This window comes from Fluviicola chungangensis, assembly GCF_007558725.1.
Taxonomy (GTDB): Bacteria; Bacteroidota; Bacteroidia; order Flavobacteriales_D; family Crocinitomicaceae; genus Fluviicola; species Fluviicola chungangensis.
Genome location: NZ_VLPL01000012.1, coordinates 68456 through 89772, shown reverse-complemented (window position 1 = coordinate 89772; position 21317 = coordinate 68456). Strand labels below are relative to the sequence as shown.

Annotated in this window: 22 protein-coding genes; 7 read left to right on the top strand and 15 right to left on the bottom strand. The window is 42.8% G+C overall.

Features of this window, described 5'->3' with window-relative positions; translation table 11 throughout:
* Positions 1–56 precede the first annotated feature (56 nt).
* Positions 57–3635, bottom strand: coding sequence for a DUF7948 domain-containing protein (locus FO442_RS18125; protein ID WP_144334628.1), 3579 nt, complete (start codon positions 3633–3635; stop codon positions 57–59).
* Between the two features lie 97 nt (positions 3636–3732).
* On the opposite strand from FO442_RS18125, the gene FO442_RS18120 reads away from it, so the two are divergent.
* From FO442_RS18120 to glyA, 3 genes are all read left to right on the top strand, one after another.
* The gene (locus FO442_RS18120; RefSeq protein WP_144334627.1) at positions 3733–4311 is read left to right on the top strand and encodes a DinB family protein; all 579 of its coding nucleotides are present in this window, start codon (positions 3733–3735) and stop codon (positions 4309–4311) included.
* Positions 4308–5063, top strand: a complete 756-nt coding sequence (locus tag FO442_RS18115) for a C40 family peptidase (RefSeq protein ID WP_144334626.1) — start codon at positions 4308–4310, stop codon at positions 5061–5063. The genes FO442_RS18120 and FO442_RS18115 overlap by 4 nt, the downstream gene beginning before the upstream one ends.
* Before the next feature lie 223 nt (positions 5064–5286).
* Positions 5287–6561: a serine hydroxymethyltransferase gene (glyA, locus tag FO442_RS18110; protein ID WP_144334625.1), complete on the top strand. Its 1275-nt coding sequence runs from the start codon at positions 5287–5289 to the stop codon at positions 6559–6561.
* A 52-nt stretch (positions 6562–6613) separates the two neighbouring features.
* Here glyA and FO442_RS18105 read toward each other — a convergent pair whose 3' ends face one another.
* From FO442_RS18105 to FO442_RS18795, 6 genes are all read right to left on the bottom strand, one after another.
* Entirely contained in the window at positions 6614–7003 is a 390-nt protein-coding gene (locus FO442_RS18105; protein ID WP_246073883.1) for a transposase, read from the bottom strand.
* 244 nt (positions 7004–7247) lie between these two features.
* Positions 7248–7586: a hypothetical protein gene (locus FO442_RS18100; RefSeq protein ID WP_144334623.1), complete on the bottom strand. Its 339-nt coding sequence runs from the start codon at positions 7584–7586 to the stop codon at positions 7248–7250.
* Between the two features lie 220 nt (positions 7587–7806).
* On the bottom strand, positions 7807–8211 hold the full coding sequence (locus tag FO442_RS18095; RefSeq protein WP_144334622.1) for a hypothetical protein: 405 nt from the start codon (positions 8209–8211) through the stop codon (positions 7807–7809).
* A gap of 11 nt (positions 8212–8222) precedes the next feature.
* Positions 8223–8447 (bottom strand): hypothetical protein, encoded by a 225-nt coding sequence (locus tag FO442_RS18090; protein WP_144334621.1) that lies wholly within the window; start codon positions 8445–8447, stop codon positions 8223–8225.
* A gap of 464 nt (positions 8448–8911) precedes the next feature.
* Positions 8912–9589, bottom strand: a complete 678-nt coding sequence (locus tag FO442_RS18085) for a hypothetical protein (protein WP_144334620.1) — start codon at positions 9587–9589, stop codon at positions 8912–8914.
* Positions 9590–10131: 542 nt separating this feature from the next.
* A complete protein-coding gene (locus FO442_RS18795) occupies positions 10132–10287 on the bottom strand; it encodes a hypothetical protein (protein ID WP_186280254.1) in 156 nt (51 codons plus the stop codon).
* A gap of 239 nt (positions 10288–10526) precedes the next feature.
* Here FO442_RS18795 and FO442_RS18080 point away from each other — a divergent pair, with 239 nt between their 5' ends.
* Positions 10527–10799, top strand: coding sequence for a hypothetical protein (locus FO442_RS18080; protein ID WP_144334619.1), 273 nt, complete (start codon positions 10527–10529; stop codon positions 10797–10799).
* Between the two features lie 4 nt (positions 10800–10803).
* Here FO442_RS18080 and FO442_RS18075 read toward each other — a convergent pair whose 3' ends face one another.
* From FO442_RS18075 to FO442_RS18050, 7 genes are all read right to left on the bottom strand, one after another.
* Positions 10804–11754 carry an HNH endonuclease gene (locus tag FO442_RS18075; protein WP_144334618.1) on the bottom strand — a complete coding sequence of 317 codons (951 nt, stop codon included), beginning with the start codon at positions 11752–11754 and terminating at the stop codon, positions 10804–10806.
* A 34-nt stretch (positions 11755–11788) separates the two neighbouring features.
* Positions 11789–12505: a hypothetical protein gene (locus FO442_RS18070; protein WP_144334617.1), complete on the bottom strand. Its 717-nt coding sequence runs from the start codon at positions 12503–12505 to the stop codon at positions 11789–11791.
* A 92-nt stretch (positions 12506–12597) separates the two neighbouring features.
* Positions 12598–13002: a TIR domain-containing protein gene (locus FO442_RS18065; RefSeq protein ID WP_144334616.1), complete on the bottom strand. Its 405-nt coding sequence runs from the start codon at positions 13000–13002 to the stop codon at positions 12598–12600.
* A gap of 6 nt (positions 13003–13008) precedes the next feature.
* Positions 13009–14241 (bottom strand): TRAFs-binding domain-containing protein, encoded by a 1233-nt coding sequence (locus FO442_RS18060; RefSeq protein WP_144334615.1) that lies wholly within the window; start codon positions 14239–14241, stop codon positions 13009–13011.
* 52 nt (positions 14242–14293) lie between these two features.
* Entirely contained in the window at positions 14294–15247 is a 954-nt protein-coding gene (locus FO442_RS18055; protein ID WP_144334614.1) for a hypothetical protein, read from the bottom strand.
* 103 nt (positions 15248–15350) lie between these two features.
* On the bottom strand, positions 15351–15497 hold the full coding sequence (locus FO442_RS18790) for a hypothetical protein (protein ID WP_186280252.1): 147 nt from the start codon (positions 15495–15497) through the stop codon (positions 15351–15353).
* Between the two features lie 154 nt (positions 15498–15651).
* Positions 15652–16170, bottom strand: a complete 519-nt coding sequence (locus tag FO442_RS18050) for a transposase (protein ID WP_144334613.1) — start codon at positions 16168–16170, stop codon at positions 15652–15654.
* Positions 16171–16302: 132 nt separating this feature from the next.
* Between FO442_RS18050 and FO442_RS18045 the strand changes: the two genes are divergently transcribed.
* Entirely contained in the window at positions 16303–16779 is a 477-nt protein-coding gene (locus FO442_RS18045) for a hypothetical protein (protein WP_144334612.1), read from the top strand.
* Complete coding sequence (locus tag FO442_RS18040; protein ID WP_144334611.1) at positions 16776–17495, top strand: aspartyl/asparaginyl beta-hydroxylase domain-containing protein; 720 nt, start codon at positions 16776–16778, stop codon at positions 17493–17495. Before FO442_RS18045 ends, FO442_RS18040 begins: the two co-directional genes overlap by 4 nt.
* A 73-nt stretch (positions 17496–17568) precedes the next feature.
* Here FO442_RS18040 and FO442_RS18035 read toward each other — a convergent pair whose 3' ends face one another.
* Complete coding sequence (locus FO442_RS18035) at positions 17569–18894, bottom strand: T9SS type A sorting domain-containing protein (RefSeq protein WP_144334610.1); 1326 nt, start codon at positions 18892–18894, stop codon at positions 17569–17571.
* A 251-nt stretch (positions 18895–19145) separates the two neighbouring features.
* Between FO442_RS18035 and FO442_RS18030 the strand changes: the two genes are divergently transcribed.
* Positions 19146–20192, top strand: coding sequence for a DUF4407 domain-containing protein (locus FO442_RS18030; RefSeq protein ID WP_144334609.1), 1047 nt, complete (start codon positions 19146–19148; stop codon positions 20190–20192).
* Positions 20193–21317 lie beyond the last annotated feature (1125 nt).

Genomic DNA, 21317 nt, shown 5'->3' with positions numbered 1-21317 from the left:
TTACGGCTTTGACTGACTGAATGATCAATTTGAGTTAACAAAAAATTAATCCAGGTTTAACGGATTAAGGTCACATTTCCCTTGATGATTTTTTGTTCTCCCTGGACACAGGTTGCCTCCAGGTAATAGTCGTAGGTATCCGGTTTTAAAAGCTTATCCCTGAATGTCCCGTCCCATCCGATGTTTTGATCGGTTGTTTCAAATACCATTTCTCCCCAGCGGTCAAAAACCCGGAACAGGATCTTGGTCGCGATGGCACTTCTGACATACAGGACATCGTTTTCCTGATCTCCGTTCGGAGAAAATGCATTGGGAACGTAAACATATGTCCGGTCACAAACCACCTCCAGGACATTCACTTTTACCGAAGCGGACTTGGTGCAGATCCCATCGGTAATGCTTACCACGTAAGTCATTGTTTGTTCGGGAGTGGCTTGGGTGATTTGACTGTACGGATTGGATAAGCCTGTTTGCGGGAACCAGACATAGGAATAACCTGCCGGTGAAGCGGTTAAGGTACTGCTGCCTCCCGGAACAATGTATTCCGGATTTGCCTGGGCAGTAACTGCTCCTGAAATACTTCCAACCGTAACAAATATGGAATCCCGGTCAAAACAACCGTTTGAGCCGCTTGCATCCACATATACCCATTGACTGACAGGCGGATTTGCAATCACCACATTTTGCTGCGGAGTAGGAGTGAGAATATTCGCAGGACTCCAAGTATAATTAAAGGTAATTCCCGGAACCTGGATCAAAGCGGTGAGCGTTGTGGGCTCATTGAGGCAAATGGAATCATTTCCGGTTATGTTCAGGCTTCCGCCTATGAAAAAGACCGTGACACTGTCTATTTTGGAACAATAGGCATTTCCGGCCCTGACGTAATAGGTTGTGGTTGCTCCCGGAGTAACGTTAATGACCGAATCAGCGACCGTTGGATTCAATGTATCCGTGAATTGCAGATTGGATGACCACACAAAATAATCTGCCGTACCGGTTGAATTTGCAGTGAAAGTAAGCGGTAAGGGGGAACAAAGTATTGTGTCGTTGGAAACCGCCAGTTGTATTTCCGGCAGAACGGTAACGGTTATTTCTGCAGTATCGGTCAACAAACAAACGGAGTCAGTCACCATTAATCGCACAACATACGTTCCCGGATTGGTATAGGTGATGGTTGGCGAATATTCTGTGGATGTTCCCTGGCCGTTTCCAAAATCCCATTCATACGCATCGGATGGAGGACTGGTATTGGTAAATGTCACTGTAAAATCTTCGCAACCGTTTACATTGTCGGTGGTGAATTCGGCCTTCGGCAACAGCTGGAAATCAAATTTAAATACGAGGTTGTTGCAGTTGTTGTTGGTTCCCGGGCCGGTATTCAGATTGAGATTGGACCAGGCATTAGGAGTTGTTGGGAAATCACTGTTCCCACCGCATCCGCCACAAACAGATTGATAGACCACGCCGTTTTTATCAAATCGGGAAGTTCCGCCGTCTACATGTTCTTCCGCTGCATTTCCGCCAAGGTAACTTCCGTATAACAAACCGGAAAAATCCCGTTTGTAAACAAACAGGTAAAAATCGAAACCATTGGGCGGGGTACTTTGAAATGCATCCGAACTGATGGGCATGCCGGCCAAAGCAATTCCGCCGGGCAACACACTCCCTCCCCAACCGGAAACATACATATTCCCGCAAATATCAACCAGGAAAGCTGAAGGTGAAATATTGATGTTTGGAGCGCCGTTCCCGAAAACAGTGGAATTGACGATGGAAGTCAGTGTAGGATTTAATTTTGCGATAAACTGGCTGCTTCCGGGATAACTTTGAGAGTTGATCACCGGAAAGTTTCCACCTGCAGATTGTCCTAAAACAAAAATCTCATCGTTCCGGTTGATTTCTACGAAAAAGGCTTGATCGTACTGATTGGCCCCGATATACGTACTTTGTATCAGCGTTTGTCCGTTTGGAGTCAGTTTCCCGACAAATCCATCTGATTTTCCGCCAAGGTAGTTGGGGTTCAGTCCGCCGGTCGTTCCGGGAATATTGGAACTGGACGTTCCTCCGGAAAACACCACATTATAGCTGGAATCAATTTTGACGGAGTAGCAGGCATCGTTGTTAGTCCCTCCGAAGTAACTCCCCCAAAGCATGGTGCTCAAATCGGAGGAAAGTTTGAATACGACCCCGTCCTGTTGTCCGCCAAGGGCAGCCTGGAATGGGTTCATTGTGGGGAAGTTTGCTGAACGGGTGCACGAAGCAACCAGGCAGTTTCCAACCGAATCGATCATGATCTCGCCACGAAATTGGTCTCCGTAATTTGTGGTTAATGAATCGTAAGCTGCTCCCGAAGAATAATTTCCCGAACTAATCTTGTAATTAATACCGTCATTTGCTGAACCACCCACATAGGTTGAAGCCAGGAGGTTGTGCCCGTTTGCACTGATTTTCGATACATAGATATCAGTTCCCTGGCTACCGAAATTGGCGCCGTTGAATTGGACGTTGATCGTGGAGCCGCCGCCATGTGTGCTCTGGAAAGGATTTTGCATCGGGAAATCAGTAGATGCTGTAATGCCAAGCACATAAATATTGTTCAAGCGGTCACAAATTAAACTGTGAACGGTTTCTGTTCCCTGAACGGTATTTCCTCCTCCTAAAAATGCGGTCCAGATCATATCCTGTCCGTCCGGTGTGTATTTGGAGATAAAGACGTCTGTTGTGTTCAAACCATTGTAGGTCAAGGTAAAATTGGAAGTGACATCGAAAGCGGCAGGATCCGGAGTCGGATAGGAATTTCCAAAAATGGTTCCTCCCGAATAAGCTGAGCCATCGTAACCATAAGTTGCGGTCATCCCGAAATTGTCAGTCGGGGAACCCGAATAGGTCGCGAATACTAATACCGGATCGATAATGATCGTGGCATTTTCATCGTGTTTTCCCAATTCGAAAGAAACGATATCCTCTTTCAAAATGAATTTGCATGGAATGGAGTTCAATTTTCCGTTCAGCATTTGATATGCGATCGGTTTTTTTTCGGTAATCTTTCCGAGGTCGGTTGAGAGAATCAGGTTTCCGGATTTGTCAAGCACGATGTTTGAAAATCCTTTCATCTTCAGTTGAATCTGTTTGTAATCCGTTCCGGGGGCACACCACAATTCGTATTTGAATTCGGATGCAGCATCGATGACTTTGAGATCAATATTCGGATAAAAGTTCTGCAATGTGGCTTCCTGGTAGCTGTTTACGTTGCTCGCCCATTTGGAAGGGTCATTTCCGATGAAGTAGTTGTAATAGTATGAAAGCGGCTTCTCTTTTTTGATTTCGGAGACTTCCTGAGAGTTTAGAAATTCAACTCCGACGAGGGTGCCTCTGAACTGTGAACTCGATTCATCGGAAAAATGCTCGGTATGTGCCTTTTTCAGGGAGGAATAATCCCGGATATCATAAATGAAACCGTGTTGTTGCACCCAGATGTTGTTTCCCTGGGATTTGGACTGGAACAGTACTTTTTCGGCCCATTGCCCTTTGTTTTCAATCAATGCATAATGCGTAGAATGCTGATGCACGATTTCCTGAGCATACAATCGCGTGCAAAAAACAAGGATACAAAAGATTCCAAAAATCGGCTTCATAGTTGAAAGATATGAAAATGTTTAAAAAGGTTGCATTTTTGAGTATAACTTTTGCCAATCAAATTGCTGTGGTTATATTTGATATAAATTCGAGCATATGACAACTCAATGGGTCTTCAACGAAGTTGCAACAATTACGGAGAAAAATATCCAGCATTTAAAATCGAAGTTTTCAAACTATTCCGAAAACCAATTGAATTGGAAGCCCAATCCTTCAACCTGGAGTGTTGCTGAGATTTTTGCTCATTTGAATGCTTATGCCAGGTTTTATCATACAACTTTAAATGACCGTATTGACAAAACCCGTTTTCGGGTTCCGCGGATCAATTATACGTCTTCTCCGCTTGGAAAATCTGCCTGGATGTCGATGAAACTCGGGAACGCCCGCAATGTGAAACGAAAATTCAATGCACCCGGCGAGTACAATCCTTCGGTAAATCCTGCTTTGGTGACGGGCGAAGAGATCAAGACCTTGCTGCAGGGGCAAAACGATTTCCTGTCGATTATTGAAAAATCGGTGGCGGTTTCGTTGAAGAAAGTCAAGGTGCCGATCTCCATTTCGAAACTGGTGCGTTTGCGATTGGGTGATGCCTTGTTATTTGTGGCTTATCACAACGACCGGCACATGGAACAGGCACTCAAACTGACGAAAAATCCTCAATTCCCTAAAAAGTGAGCAGAATACATGCGTTTTGTAAAGCAAGCATTGCTCCCGTTCGCGGAGATGCCAGTGACCGGGCTGAAATTGTAACACAGCTTCTTTTCGGTGAGTTGGTTGAAATATTGGAAGTAAAAGAACAATGGCTGCATATCCGTTCGTTTATGGATGGCTACGAAGGCTGGATCGACTCGAAACAGGTACAGGACTTGCGTGACAAAGAAGTTTCCCGCTGGCTCGACGGGTTGGTGGTGGAGCATTCGGAATTCCGCTTCGTAGAAGGACCGGAAGGGAAACAAGTCTTACCGAAAGGTTTTTACCGTCCGGGAGATGGAGAGGGTATTTTCCAAATTGGGAAATTCGAATACCGCTTTTTGAACGAACCGGATGCTGATCCGGATTCCCTGATCGACTTTGCGCTTACGTATTTGAATGCCCCGTATCTGTGGGGAGGAAAAACCATGTTCGGGATTGATTGTTCCGGGTTTATGCAGCAAATCCACCGGGTTTTCAATTACCAGCTTCCCCGCAATTCTTCGCAGCAGCAGGAAGTAGGACAGGAAATTGATTTCGAGGACCGCGAAGCCGGCGATTTGGCCTTTTTCATTTCAGATGCCGGGAATATTCACCATGTGGGATTGCTTATCAATAAAGACGAGATCATTCATGCACACGGATATGTCCGCATTGACGACTTTAGTTCCAAAGGAATTACGCGCAAAATTGATGAAGTGCATTCACACAAACTGCATTCGATCAAACGATTGTAAGAAGACTCGTTTTTTGAGGAAATCGAACTATATTTGCCAGACTTAAAAGGGGTCAAATCTTCTTCGCTCTGTGCCTTCGCTGAAGCTTCAGCATAAGCGTTATGAGCTTCGAAGGTTGAAAAGGTTCAAACCAGCAGTAGATCATATCTGATTTCTGCGGTTTAAAAGATTGATCTTTAAGGATAGAAAGTAAATTGGAATAGAACAATAAATTAAAATAAGCATGAAACGCGATCAGGAAGTATTTGACTTAATTGCTGCAGAAAGACAGCGTCAGGAACATGGAATCGAACTAATTGCCTCTGAGAATTTTGTCTCTGATGAGGTGATGGAAGCAATGGGTTCCGTATTGACTAATAAATATGCAGAAGGACTTCCCGGAAAGCGTTACTACGGAGGTTGTGAGGTCGTTGATAAAGTAGAACAGCTTGCAATTGATCGTTTGTGTAAATTATTCGGTGCTACCTGGGCCAACGTGCAGCCGCATTCGGGAGCGCAGGCAAATGCCGCCGTTTTCCTGGCATGTTTGAAGCCCGGAGATAAGATCTTAGGTTTCGATTTGAGCCACGGAGGACACTTAACACACGGTTCTTCGGTGAACTTCTCCGGAAAATTGTACGAACCGCATTTCTATGGTGTAAGTAAAGAAACCGGTTTGGTGGATTACGACATGATGGAAGAAGTGGCGAAGCGCGAAAAACCAAGAATGATCATTTGCGGTGCTTCGGCTTATTCCCGTGATTGGGATTATGCACGCATCCGCAAGATAGCTGATGAAGTAGGCGCATTGATCCTGGCAGATATTTCACACCCGGCAGGGTTGATCGCTGCGGGATTACTGAACGATCCTTTGGACCACTGCCATATCGTAACTACAACGACGCATAAAACCTTGCGCGGACCACGCGGAGGGGTGATTATGATGCGTCACAATTTTGACAATCCGTTCGGGTTGAAATGGAACAACGGGAACCCGAAATCGATGGGCGCGCTACTGGATGCAGCGGTATTCCCGGGAATCCAGGGCGGACCATTGGAGCACGTGATTGCAGCGAAAGCAGTGGCATTCGGCGAGGCTTTGTCGGACGGATACAAAACATACATGGCGCAAGTGAAAAAGAACGCTGCTTTGATGGCGGAAGAATTCACCAAATTGGGATATAAGATCATTTCAGGAGGAACAGACAATCACAGTATGCTGATTGATTTGCGCTCCAAGGGAGTAACCGGGAAAGATGCGGAGAACAACCTGGTTTTGGCAGATATTACGGTAAATAAGAACATGGTTCCGTTTGATACCGAATCGCCGTTCGTGACTTCCGGTATACGTGTAGGAACACCGGCAATCACTTCACGCGGAATCAAAGAAGCAGAGATCCCAACGATCGTGAAACTGATCGACCGCGTATTGATGAATATCGGTGACGAAGAAACGCTCAAATCCGTGCGTTCGGAAGTGAATGCGTTGATGAGTGCACGACCGTTGTTTACGTGGTAGAATGATACATGGATATGAACTGGGGCTGCGATTCATCGCAGCCCTACGTGTTTTAGGATAGGTCGTTCTCATTCCAATTTTTTGGATTATCCCGGATATATTTGCAAATGCGTTCAAATGAATCAGTATCATGAATGATATGATCGTAATAATTTCTTTGCCAAACTTCATGAATTGTTGTGTGTTGTCTAATCCATTTTGTAACACCGATTTTAAAACCCCGAACAATCGATCCGATTGTTTTTGTTGGAGAAGTACATCCGGATTGAGGTTCCAGTAGGGGCGAAAAATTTTTCGCCCCTACTGGATTGTAAATAATCTCAATTATTCCATGAATATGATTAGGCATGATGACAAAATCAAGCAATGTAGCATGTGGGAAATGTTCCGGGATTTCTAACCAGCATTTTTGAGCAATCAATCCAGCTTCATTTAATTGCATGAACCCATTCTTTATTTCTCCGAATAATTTATTTCGGTTTTCAGTGTTTAGCGTGATAAAATAGAGACCTGCACTCGCATAATCGTGTCCGTTTAATCTCCTGCTTTGGCGTTTATGAATAGCTGAACTGTACATCGTTTAATCATTTTTTTGCATTCCCTATATAATTTAGCCAAAAAGATGATATGTATAAACAAGAAAGGACGGAAATTTTCCGCCCTTTCTTGTTTTGTTTGAATATCAATTAAACATCAAATTTCCTTGCCAAAAGCTTTGCGGAAACTTTATAAGATGCCGTAAACGTAAGCCCTTTTTGTAGTGTGGTAAAAGTCATCAGTACTTTTTTATACCACGATGGATCAGTGGCTTTCTTTTTGAAATGCTCATGCTCTTCAATATCGAATAAAACACCATCAAGCCATGCCTGAATTTCATAGATTCCGATCCCAAAGTATTCTGCTCGGTCCAATACGATTGCGAAATCCCATTCGTTGAAATGGAGATTGGCCGCCTCGTCGAACCCATCATTCAAGTTTTTCAAATCATTAAATACTTTTTGTTCCAAGAATTCAGCCTGTTCCATGATACATCTTTTTTGCGAAGGTACGCAGAATAAAGCGCTTTATGGCTAAAAACGGTTCGAATCGCGATTAACCGGACAGGCATTTTAAGAATATCAAAGATTTGTAGGGTTACAAAAAAAGAGGCAACCCGCCGTGGCGGGCACCTCTGATTATCTGCGAGTCTGTGGGAGAAGATGATGAGTGGTTAATCACCTCCCATACTCGTTTTTTTTATGTGGTTTAAGCTCTTTTGCAAAAGGCATCCCAGGTTGTCCAGAAATGTGCGTTGATGGCTCCCGGCATCGGGTTGGTACTGTCTGCCACAATCCCTACCATGGAAGCGCAATTGCTGTTGCAACCGATCTCGTTGGAGCTTCCTTGTTGTGGTGGAATCTGGCGCCATGAATTGGTAGATCCGCTCCATAATTCAACTTTGATATCAAAAGTTCCGGAAAGTCCCGGTGTTTGGATCTGCTCCGTCGGGTTATCGCTGGAAATGCTGGCACTCCAGTTTCCCTGGGAGAAAGTGACCTGCCATTTGGTGATCATTTTTGAAGTGTCGTTTTGTGGGGATAAATACACCCAGAATTGTGCGCCGTTACCCAATTGGATAGTTCCCGACGAGTTTGCAATACCTGCTGACATAGTGAATAGTTTTAATATTTAGCTCCTACTCTTAGGCTTTTCGGAAACCGCCCACCTTCACCGTTTTTTCCTTCTTCCGGACCGGCCGCGTCCGTCTGAAAGGCTTGAGTGAATAGTGTGAACCGAATGTAGGGAATTTTTGGAGCTGCAAATTGCTTTTTGTCATGAGGTGGGGGATTGGTGTCATGAACGTGCTGATTGGTTACATGGAATAATGGTTTGCATCTGCGGTGCATTTTTTTACCACTGATGCACAGATTTTTTAGCGCGCTTACCAGTCGCGCTTATATGGGTGTTATGAACGCGTGGAATGGTTACATAGAATAATGGTTTGCATCTGGGATGCATTTTTTTACCACTGATGCACAGATTTTTTAGCGCGCTTACCAATCGCGCTTATATGGGTGTTTTGAACCTGTGGATTGGTTACATGGAATAATAGTTTGCACCTGCGGTGCTTTTTCTTCCCACAGATGCACAGATTTTTTAGCGCTTACCCCGAGTAACTCGGGACAGGCAGTCGCGCTTTTTTCTTTTACTGCTATCCAGACGAAATCCTTGTCCAATAAGTGAAGCAAATGACTAATACTGCCAGGGAAAAGAAAGAGGCGACCGGTAGGCGCCTCCCTTTTATCTGTGCATCAGTGGTAAAAAGAAAAGGTGCGGCTGTCGAAGACGGCACGCACCATGTATGTCTGTATTATGCGGTAGTTCCATTATCCCGGTCCCGGGAAGAATGCGGGAGGGCGGTCCGTGCATGCTGATAGATCAGCACAAAATCCGGATGGTCTTTTTTAAACACTTTGATCAGCCGGTCGATGCGGTCGCGGAGGATCTCGCTTATTTTCGCCTGTACCTCTTCAATGGCCTGCGTGATCCCTTTTCGGCGCAGCAGTGCCATGCGTGTTGATTCCACCAGTTCCGGCAGTTCGTCCATCTTTGCGATCAATGCAGTTGTAAATGCCGGGGTGATACCGTATGTTTCCAGTGACGAACCGTGAGCCAGCAAGTCGTTTTTGAGATCGGCGGCGTGTACCTTTGCTTTCCCGATGGTGAGGCGACCCAATTTCGATTTGGAGACCTTGTTGCGTTCCCGCAACCCCATGTTTTCACTGTCTTTCCCAAGCAGGTAGAGCGCCTGGTGCACCAGCAGCATCTCATCGAACAACTCCCGCATCGATTCTTGTTTTTCCAGGGTCACGCCGGTTGTTGCTACCGATTGTTCGCTCAGTTTCGTATCCAGGACCGAGAGTTTACTTTCGAATTGCTGAACAGCCGTTGCAAAAGCAGGGACACTGATCCAGATCGTTTGATTTTCTTCCAGCACCGTATGTACACTCCCGAACATACTGCGCTTGTTTAAAGTGGTTTTATTCATGACTTTCAAGATTTAAAAGTTCTATTGTGAGCCTTGGAAAATACGTGCCAAACTCCTGAAAATGAATTGTTAACAGCTGTTAATCAGGCGTTTTGTTGATTGAAAGGTACTTCTGCGCTTTTTTTTGCGGGATTTGGATTATCCAACGGATGCGTTTGCAAGGGCGATTTCCTATTTTATTAGCACTTACTTTTTTCATTGCCAAAAAAGTAAGCAAAAAGGCTAGGCCTGTACTCAAAAATCTGTAAACTACGCGGCTTTACGCGAAAGCATTCAAAACTCATCCGACGACTACGTGTCGGACTCAAACAGCGAATGCTTTTTACGCTTCACTTGCTTGTTTACGACGATTTTCAGCGTAAGGGCCGTTTTTGATCCGTGTTATATGTAGATCATTCTTGCTTTCAAACGCGTAAATTGTGTTATGCTAATTACTAGTCAACCACTCTTGCAAGACACCTGTCTGCTTTCGAACGAACTTCGGCGGCTTTCGCTTTTGTTCCGGCTGTCTTTGATTTTGTTTCGGACGCTTTCGATTGCACTTAGCCCGCGTTCGATTTTGTTTCGGCGGTCGTTGCAAGCGTTTCGGATCGCTTTGCAGCAGATGTGTGCGTCTTTGTAAGCGCTTCGGTTGTGTTTGCAGGAGTTACGTGCGCTTTCGATTGGCTTTGCGGAGACATTGTAAGTGCTTCAGGCACCTGCGGTGCTTTTTCTTTTCCCGCAAATGCACAGATTTTAAGCGCGCTTACCAGTCGCGCTGATTTATTCTATTTAGTATAGCTTTTACCGTTTCGATTAAAAAGGATAGGTTGTGTGTGGGGGATTTTGATTGGTTTTGCGGGGAAGGATTGGGGGATTGAAAATAGTTTGACTTTGTATCCAATCGGATATAGATCAGATGATTCTTCCAATTTATATTGCGAGTATAAATGGATATATGAAAACGAATATCATCCTTCTCATACAAGATGACATCAAAATTTCCCGCTTGATCGGTGTATTGGAAAACCTGGATATTTCAGCCGGCAGCTATTATTTGGGAAATGTGACGGTGATCTTCTCGCTGATGGGAATCAGCAACACCGAAGCAAACCAGGAGTTCTACCAATTACTGATAGAAAAGGCGGATGATTTGGAGAATTACCGAACGCCTAAAGCCTTGATGGAACTTGCGGAGGAAGTTTATGGGAAGTTGGGGGAGTTGAGTTGAAGGCTTAGCAAGCTACAAAGCATTCCCGGTGGTGCCAGCGTAAGTTTTCTACGGAAGGATAATAATCGGTGTTTTTGGGCAGCAGGATTTGTTTTCCGTTAAATTGGCCCAGGGAGTATGGGGAATCGTTTTCCGAAACAGCCGGTGAGATCTTTACCAAATAATCTTCCGTAATGGTGATCAGTCCGCGGTCGTAAGCCCGGTGCAGGTTGGGCGACAAGGCAATTCCGTTGGTAATCGTATCGTCTTTGGAAACCGCGAACGGAATGAGGTGGCAGGCATCGATCATCTGCGCGTTGGTAGAAGATTCGATCCGCATGCCGGAAATGGCGCATTGGTAGTTGTAAATCTTCGGCACTTCCCGTTTGAAAACGCCTCCCCGAACAAACACTTCTTCCTCGAATTCTTCTTTGGAAAGCGTTTCTTTCAGTTCATCAATCCGTTTGCGGTAAATCACCGGATCTTCCCGCAGGATTTCCGTTTCCAGTTGGGAAAAGAGATCCGTTTCCAAGGAACGGAACCGGCCTTTGGTTTCCGGGAAATATTGGTCGAGCAGGGCTTCTTCAAGTACCGTGCGGTGAAGCGGATCGAGCATTTGTGCAAAAACTGTCGGTTCGATTTCGGCAAAAGCTACACTTTCTTTCAAGGCGTTCAGGCTGCGGATGCTGTTCGATGAGGTAACGGGAATTTCCATACCGCCTGATGTAACCAGTTTCCAAAACGGCTCCGACTTCATGTGGTAGAAGGGCAGGGCAAAGTTCGGGATATGAGGAGTAACCACCAGCCTGCTCCAAATGGATTTGAATTCCAATACCAACTCCGGAGTAATAGCAATACGGTTGTTGAGAATCTCGCCCTTGCGGATCAATTCTAAAATAGCTAAAAGCAGAACCGGCTTGTGCGGCGCACCGCCGTATTTGTAATCGCGGCGGAGACGGTTGAAGGGGTGGGGCATTGTAGTTTAATAATATCCGGAATGACAATATAGATTAATCATCTTGTTTAGTTTCCTCCTTTTTATCGGTCTTTTCCTTTGTTTCTTTTCGTATCCCTTTCATTTCATCTAATTGTTTAAGAGATTTTAGTGCTTTAGTCAATAACAGAGCTATTATTGGCATTACCGTTATCAGAATTATTATCAAAGGCCATTTAAATACTTCTCCTTTATCCAAAATAGACAAGTCAAATTTTGAAGTCATAAATGCAACCAGTGCAACCGTGAAAGTTGTCATTATTGCCAAAGTAATACTAAAGAATTCTTTCGTAATTGGTCTAGATTTTTCGATATAAATTACTTCCCTTTTTTGATCATCCGGCTCTTCAACTATATCTAATTCCTTTAATTTTGATGTTAGCTCACAATATTTGAGTTTGCTTTCTGAATTTAAAAAAGGAGTATCAAGTATTTCTTTCGTTAAATCTTCTGCCAATTCATCGTTTTCATAAAGATCATTTATTTCAACACCATATTTTCTGGCTGTTGAAAAGATTACCGAGTCAATCAAATCTTGACTTGGCAGATTTTGACCTACAATCAATGGGCGAATGCAATATAATAGCTCCTTATTTGCCATTTCTATTTTCTGAGTGTACTCTTTATCTTCTCTGCGTGTAAAAATTTTATTAGTTATTAAGAACACGATAAGTCCACTTATAACTCCACCTCCAATTCCAATTGTCCAGGAATTCGTTAAAAATTCTATCATAATGATTTATTTATTAGGTGTACCAAAACCTTTTCGATTACTCTTTATCCATTGTTTGAATTTCTTTATTGCAAGAGCTAATAGAACTCCACTTATAGAGCATGTTTTCTTATGGCAGCAACTATACTTTCTGTCCACCAATTAACATTCTCTTTCGATCTAGATGTAACCTCCCGAGAAACGTTAATTTGTCCTCTTGGAACTACTCCCACGATTGGTATCGAATTTTTTAATGCAATGTCCATCTCCCAAATCATCCAGTCGCTATAAGAAGCATAAACACCTGCTAGAGCAAGAACAATGTTTGAATCGGTTATCCTATTTTTAAGTACTGTTTTAACATAACTTGCGTTTACTGAGTTAATAGGGATTTTTTTTGACGCCTCTAAAAATTCCACATTAAAATAACCCCTTGCATTCAATAGCCTTTGTAACGCTTCAAGGTCATTTGAATAGTCCCATGCATGACTAACGAAAATTTTAAACGGTTTTGCCATAGTTTATTAGTTAAGTAATCCTTTAATATGATTTAATGAATCTTGGTATGTTTCAATTTCCCAATCTAAAGGTTTAAGTTTTAAAAATTGTTCATCATAAATTTTGTGTTCTTCCACATTTCCGATTGCATAATAACAATTTGAAAGTGTTGCAGTAATCCATTTAAGATCAGTTCTTTTATAAAAATCCTCGTCTTCCTTAAGTTTCTCAATGATGTTAATAATTTCCTTTCTTGTGTTCTTTGCAGAAAACCCATAATAAATCTTTTCATTCGAATCAGTTGAAATTTCTGCTTTTAGATCTAGACATAAAGCATAGTTTTCTCCTGTGTAATAATCTTGATTTATTGTAAATCCTCTTTTGTAATACTCAATTGCTCGATCCAAATATTCAGGGGTTTCTTTATTTTGAAGCCAAAGCCTTTTATATATAGCTCCAGTGATTCCTAATGTTTCTGGATCGGTTGTATTTCTATCCTCAGGTTCGAGTTGTCTTATTATTCCTAATGCGTCGGTTAAGGCGATATTTGGATTTACTGTTTTATCTTTGTAAGTACATAATGCTAATTGTTGGATGAAGTAATTATCATTTTCAACTTTTTCACTAGCTTTTTTCCAAAATTTAGCAGCATCAGAAAAGTTGCCATTTGCCATTTCAATTTTTGCTTTTTCCGACAAAGCGAAAATGCTTTTCTCTTTGTCGGCTAGTTCTTTTATAATTTCAACATATTCTTCTGGTGGCAGGACATATGGTTGCACTCCTCTAATATGATGAAATAAAGGACTGTCTGTTTCTTTTGCTTTGTCAACTTCAATTATCAGATTGGTTAATGCCTTGACACATCTCTCTGTTTCTGTGACACCGATATCTTCCCCCATATGAGAATAAGTAAAAGTCTTATTATGATTTAAATCAAATGGTATATTACCATCCTTCTCTTTCATAATTATTGTAGAAAATGGTTTCGCAGCGTGTCTTATACCAAGTTCGTAAATAGCATTAGGATTGAAAGTAGTAATGTCAGCAATCACTAAATCTGCGTGAATTAAAAGGGCGTACATACTTTTGTCGATAATTCCAGATTCTAAAACCTCATCACCTCTAATACATGTGAATCCAGACTTTTCCACCGCTGGTTTAATAATACTATTGTAAGTGACATCTAAGTCAAAAGTTTTTCCTAAAGTGGGATCGGTTTTTTTTCCATATCCCATTATTACAAAGCAGATTTTTTCCATATTTTATTTTTAGTTTACTTATTCTTCTCGGATGGTGCTCGTATAATTTATATTAGCTAATAAACGCTTCGATTTTATATGTTAAATCTTTTATTAATTGTTCAGGAGTTTCATAAACAATATGTTGCAATGGTTTGATGTCAAAATGTGCATTTTCAAATTCTTCTTTGCTACATGTGTAAATTACTTTTTTACCTTGACCCAAAGCGAATCCGCTTTCAAAGTATACGCCATTGCTGTGAAATGAAAAATCGGCGATACAGAATTTACATTTTTTGAGTGAGGCAATAATTTCGTCATTGATTGTCCGTTCACTATCAATTATTTGTTCATCTATTATAACTGCTTCATAACCTGTGTTATGTAATGCCTTTCGAATAGCTTCTCGAGTATGTTTAGTTGACGGGTTAAATGACATTGCGATGAAACATTTATTCGATTTTTCTCCCTCTTCTGTAAGTTCAATTGTTCTGCTTAATCCAGAGTGAGTTAAATTGAGAGTAACAATTGTTCCATCAGTGGCGTTTTTAACCAAATTTATAAGACCTTGCTCTGCCAAGCTATGAATATAAAATGCGCATTCCTCAGGATTCTTGAAGTAATTTTTAAGAACGAAGTCGTTTTCTCTTATGTTAAGACACATAGACTCTCCATCGTAGTTTTGTAGATTGAATAAAAATAGAATCAAATTATCGAGTTTTTCTTTTGGTGATTTAGGGTAATCAGCAGTTCTCAAAAACTCTTGTAATACAACTGTTTCTCCATCGGTAATTTTGGAGGGAAGATTACAGTCCTCGGAAATAATTTCTATTCTTTCCGGCCATTTTTTATTCGCAATTAAACCTTCAATAATGTGAGTGGGAACATTAAAATCAATTTTACGTCTACAGTTATAACAGATAAAAATATCAACCTTTTGATCAGCTATATTTAATGTATAATATATGTGATTTGTAAGATGTTTTGAGTCGATGTCTCGACCGGTTAGAGGGCATTTGTCTTGCATAACTTTATTTCTTTTTCAACAAGGTTTATCTACGATAACTTGTTCATATGTGTAATTACTTAAGCAATTGTCACGTTTACTATTTCTTTTAATGAAACAAAATTTATCCCCCTTCCGCAAAGCCAAAGAAGAATTCCTTTTCCTCCGAAATTCCAAGTTTTAAGGTAGACTCGATCAAATCCACGGGATCCTGAGCATAAGCAGCAGTAGTAGCGCCGAATACCAGCAACGCAAGAGCTATTAATTTCATTCGTAACAATAAGGTTTCGGTACGAATCTAATGAAAGGGATAATTAGTTGGTGCTTTGGGGTTCATTTTCAGTATTTACCACATGGGGGAAATGTGGTTTTCCGCACCCGTAGGCACGCGATCCCGAATTGGTCGGGACAGGTTAATCGCGTGCCTACGGGTGCCATTTTTTCGGGTTATCCCGGATGTATTGACAGATGCGTTCATAGGATTCTGTATTTCGAATGATGTGATCGTGGTAGTTGCGTTGCCATACATCGTGAACGGTTGTGTGATTCCGCATCCATTTGGTAACGCCGGTTTTGAATCCACGGATAATTGATCCGATTGTTTTTGATGGCGATTTGAAATTGGGTTGGTCATTATGTAGGGGCGAAAAATTTTTCGCCCCTACATAATTTGGATTGTAAACAATTTCAATAATTCCATGAACATGGTCCGGCATGATTACAAATTCGTGCAATGCGGCATGTGGAAAATGTTTCGGAATATCCAACCAACAATTTTGGGCAACTAATCCGGATTCATCTAATTTCATTATTCCATTGATGATTTCACCAAATAATGGACGATTGTTTTCAGTTTTTATAGTAATGAAATACAGACCTTCCTTTGCATAATCATAACCGTTTAACCGTTGGCTTTTTCTTCTGTGAATAGGGTGATTGGACATGTTTTTTGATCTTTCCTATATAATTTAATAAAATATATCATTAATATGATACCATGTGGGTACGCGATTAATCGCGTGCCTACCAGGATTTCTAAATATTTTTTATATTCACCTATCCAAACCAATATTCACATGCCTCAACAAAAAATTATTCATTTCCTCCAACAAATCGGAATACCGGTCATAGAAACGGAATTGCCGGATAACTGCTTTTTACCGGGTTTGGCTATCGAACGGAATGCGATCCTGATGGATCCGCAACGTATGAAGTTTCCAGGCGATTTGCTGCACGAAGCCGGGCATTTGGCGGTGACCGAAGAAAAATTACGTCCTCTGATCGGAACAGAAGAAATGGATCCCGGTTGGCCAAGTGATGGCGATGAGCTGGCGGCGATCCTGTGGTCGTATGCCGCGCTCAGGTACCTGGAATTGGAGCCGGAAGTGGTTTTTCACCCGGAAGGGTATAAGAATGAGTCCGAATGGCTGATCAAACAATTTGCCAATGAGAACTATATCGGTCTTCCCTTGCTGGAATGGATGGGATTTTGCCATTCGTTTGAAAAAGAGGGGGTAGCGCCTTTTCCACACATGGTTAAATGGTTGAGATGAGTAAACACGCAATTACCAAATACCTGAAATTTCCCGTGCAGTTCGATGAACAGCGTTTGGTGCTGGATTTGGCCAAAGCCATGGAAGGACAATGGGTCCCGCATTTCAATACGGGAGGATATACCGGGAACTGGAAAGCGGTTTCCCTGTATGCTGCCGATGGGAACGAACAAAACATTTTCGCACATTTGCAGGACCAGTCGGCTATTTCCGAAACGCCGCTCATGAAGGAATGTACTTATTTCCGGGAAGTGCTGGACTATTTTCAATTTCCGGTCCTTTCGGTACGCTTGCTGCGGCTGGAAGCGGGGGCAGTGATCAAACCGCATACTGATCACGAATTAGGCTATGAGGACGGGCAGTTCCGCCTGCACATTCCCATTGTGACCAACCCGGAGATTGAATTTATTTTGGATGGCGAACGGTTGACCATGCTTCCCGGCGAATGCTGGTACACGAATGTGAATTTGGTGCATTCGGTGGCGAATCGCGGAAGAGAAGACCGGGTGCATTTGGTGATCGACGGTGTGCGGAACGACTGGACGGATGAATTGTTCTTCTCTCTTGCCCCGGAGTCCAGTTTTGAAGTAGTGCGGGAAGAAAAGCTGTCCCGGGAAACCCTTATCCGGATGCTGGAAGAGTTAAGAAACAATCCGCAGATGGCCGGTCATCCACTGGTTTTGGAGTTGGAAGCAAAATTGACCAAGGCCGATTGAAACATCCACGATGGAACAAAACAAAGCCCGGCTATGCATGCACAACCGGGCTTCCATATGAATAGCTAAAATCTTACTGTTTTACAATGCGGTGGCTTGATCTGCTGCCAACAAGCAGATACGTGCCTGCAGGCAATTCGCTGATGTCGATACTGTTTACTCCGGTTTCCAAATAATAAGTGTGGATGGATTCACCCACTAAATTGGTTAAGCGAACATGCATGTTTTCCGTTACCGAAATGGAGACCTGTCCTTTCGTAGGGTTTGGAGCAATAGAAATCAAGTCCGGGTTATTGTCCGTCAAACCTAAATCAGAAAGAGTGATACAATTGCTGGTATCTGAGCATGTGCCATTGCTTACGATCACAGCATAACTTCCGTTTTGAGTGGCTGTAAAAGATTGGCTTTGTGCCCCCTGAATTTCAGAATTGTCCGAACAGTTGATCCACTGGTATGTTGCGCCGGAAGCCGCAGCAGTAAAAGTAGCTCCTGAGCTGGTAATGGCATTGTCTGGCAGCGAATTAATGGTTAAATTCAATGTTACTATTGAATCGCACCCGTTAGCCGTAGTGTACGTGTGCTCATAGTAATCGGATACCGTGTAATTTTGTCCTTCCCAGAAATACGAACCACAGGCAGAGTTGCTTATGGTATCACGGATCAGATCTGGCTCCGTTACGGTTGCAGTGATCTGGAGGTTGCAATTGTTTACATCAGTTATATTCAAGGTATAAGTTCCTGGTGCTAAGTCAGAAATGTCCTGGGTTGTTTCAGCATTGGACCAGAAATAGAAATACGGAGCAGTTCCGCCCATAACCTGAGTTTCAATTGCACCGTCACTTTCACCATAACAGCTTGCAGGCGTGGAGCTGGATGTAGCAGAAAGTTGGCTTGGTTGTGTGATCGTAACCTGAACCTGATCGGCACAAGCGGCTGCATCTGTAACTGTAACGCTGTAAGATCCAGCCACGAGACCAGTAATCCCGGAAGTTGTCATGCCGTTACTCCATATGTAAGTATAAGGAGCAGTTCCGCCTGAAGCAGCTACAGATGTTTGTCCTGATGCATTTCCGAAACAGTACACATGCATGACGGAACTAATGGATGCAGTAGGTGCATTGGGATTATCTACAGTTACTGTATTGCTTCCGGTGCAGCCGTTGGCATCGGTAATCGCTACAGTGTAAATTCCGACAGCAACATTCATAATAGTTTGTGTGTTTGATCCGTTACTCCATAAATAAGTATAAGGTGCGGTGCCACTGGATGGTGTGACTGTTGCAGAACCTGTTGCTGCCCCGCATGCTGAGTTTGTTGAACTGGTAGAGGAGGTCACAGAACATTGAGCATGAGAAAGGTACCCGCAGATACACGCAAGAGAAGTTAGAATAAATTTCATAAGTTGTTTTTTTTTAAAGCCCTAAAAATAGCAATTTAAGTTGGGGCCGAACCCATAAAGGCGAAACAGGAATAACCGAACGCATTCTTTTGAGTGTGTTTTTCCGGATTGGGGATGGCTGTAAGGGGTGTGTGGATGCGGGTATGTATGGATAATGGAAAGTCAAATGAACTCCCAAAATTCGCTAAAAAAAAGATTTGCTTTTGTAACTGAATTATGTTTGCTGACTTTATTTGGAATAAAACGGCAGCATGGCAGAAAATTCAATCCCGGAAGGTGCCCGGGAAAAACAAGGAAAAGAACCGGAGTCAGATCAATTGTCCGAGGTTCTGTGGTGGTTTGCCACCGCAATCAAAGAACTGATCAAGGATTGTACGGTAGACCGAAACCGGTACAAGATCCTGGGAGCTGCGATGCTGTTTACCTGGCTCTACGCAACGTTGGCATGGGGATATTTCTGGAGCACGAACTCCGATTCTCCGTTTTTATTTGTTACGCTGGGGGTTTTTATGGGCGGTTTTGTCCTTTCCATCGACCGGGTGCTGGTTTCGTCCATCAATAAAAAACGCACCAACATTGCCGCAATCGGGTTGCGGGTGATCATGGCTTTGTGTATCGGGGCGTTTTTGGCCCAGCCGATCATTTTATTCATTTTCAGTTCGGACGTAGACCGCGAGATCCCAATCTTGCTCGACAAAAAATTGGCTGAAAAGAAAATCGAAGTGGAGCAGGTGTACCAATCGCGGAAAGACGAATTGCTGGCCAATAAAAAGAAGCTGGAAGAAGAACTGAAAGAGAAAAGTGACCTGACGATCGAGAAACAGAACGATTACCTGAAAGAGATCGACGGAACGGGCGGTTCCGGGAAATTCGGGATTGCAGGTATTGCAAAAGCAAAACAAAACAGTTACCTCACGGTAAAAGAAGACCTGGAGAAAACGGAAAAGGCTTCCAAAACCGAACTGGAAAAGATCACCAAGGAATTGGACGAGATCAATACCAAAGTAACCAAAAGCGTAGCAGATTTTGAAAAGACCCTGGATGGAAAAGGCTTCCTGATCAAAAAAGAGGCACTGCAATCCTTGTTTGACAAAGATAAAACACACGGACTACAGAACCAATACTATTTGCTCATGGTGATTTTGACCTTATTCGAATTGATCCCGATCATCAGTAAATTGTTTATGTCCTACGGTGCATACGATACCAAAGTGGCTTTGCGCGAAGATTTCGAAATGAAAACTTCCACACTGGAGTCTGAGAAGGAGTTCAGAGAGAAAGAACGAGAGCTGGCCTAGTTTTGTCAGGTCGATTTCTATGACAAGCGAAGTATCGAGACCGATACACCCGAAATGAGACGTAATTCCCTTTCGGTTGAGCCGGTTTTTTCTTCGGAGCCGGAAATAATCCGGTTTAGCGAATGCTCAAAGTGGACTCGCGTTCTGCGGATGATTCCTTTTACCCAAACTATTTCGCGTTAAAGTGCCATTCAGGAAGCGAGTAAAGAAAAACAGCATTTCCGTTTTGTTTTTTCAAAAGCCCGTAGGGGTTTCAGATCCTGATCTGGCACTTTTGATTAAAAACAAAGGAAAAACTGTTTTTCGCGAGCGGCTTTGAATGGCACTTGACAAAAGGATGTTTTGCATACTTTTTCAGCCTTGGTAAAAAGTATGAACGAGAGCTGGCATAGTTTTGTCCGCTCGTTCTGATGGTTATCGGAATTTCGCCAGGAATGATTCCCCGTTCTTTTTAAGGACAAAAAGAACCAAAAGTCCTTTGTCTCATTCCAAGCCGATCGCTAAAAAGCCCTTTAACCTGGTTTTAGTTCAAAAAGAACGGATTGCGCTGCGCTCCATCCAAATGACAAGCACTTTTTGCTAAAACTTACGGCACAGGCCTTTTTCACGCGCTCTTCCGGGAATGAGACCCAGATCCTCCTTCGGTTGAAGCGGTTTTTTCTTCGGAGCCGGAAATAATCCGGTTTAGCGAATGCTCAAAGTGGACTCGCGTTCTGCGGATGATTCCTTTTACCCAAACTATTTCGCGTTAAAGTGCCATTCAGGAAGCGAGTAAAGAAAAACAGCATTTCCGTTTTGTTTTTTCAAAAGCCCGCAGGGGTTTCAGATCCTGATCTGGCACTTTTGATTAAAAACAAAGGAAAAACTGTTTTTCGCGAGCGGCTTTGAATGGCACTTGACAAAAGGATGTTTTGCATACTTTTTCAGCCTTGGTAAAAAGTATGAACGAGAACTGGTATAGTTTTGTCCGGTCGTTCTGATGGTTATCGGAATTTCGCCAGGAATGATTCCCCGTTCTTTTTAAGGACAAAAAGAACCAAAAGTCCTTTGTCTCATTCCAAGCCGATCGCTAAAAAGCCCTTTAACCTGGTTTTAGTTCAAAAAGAACGGATTGCGCTACACTCC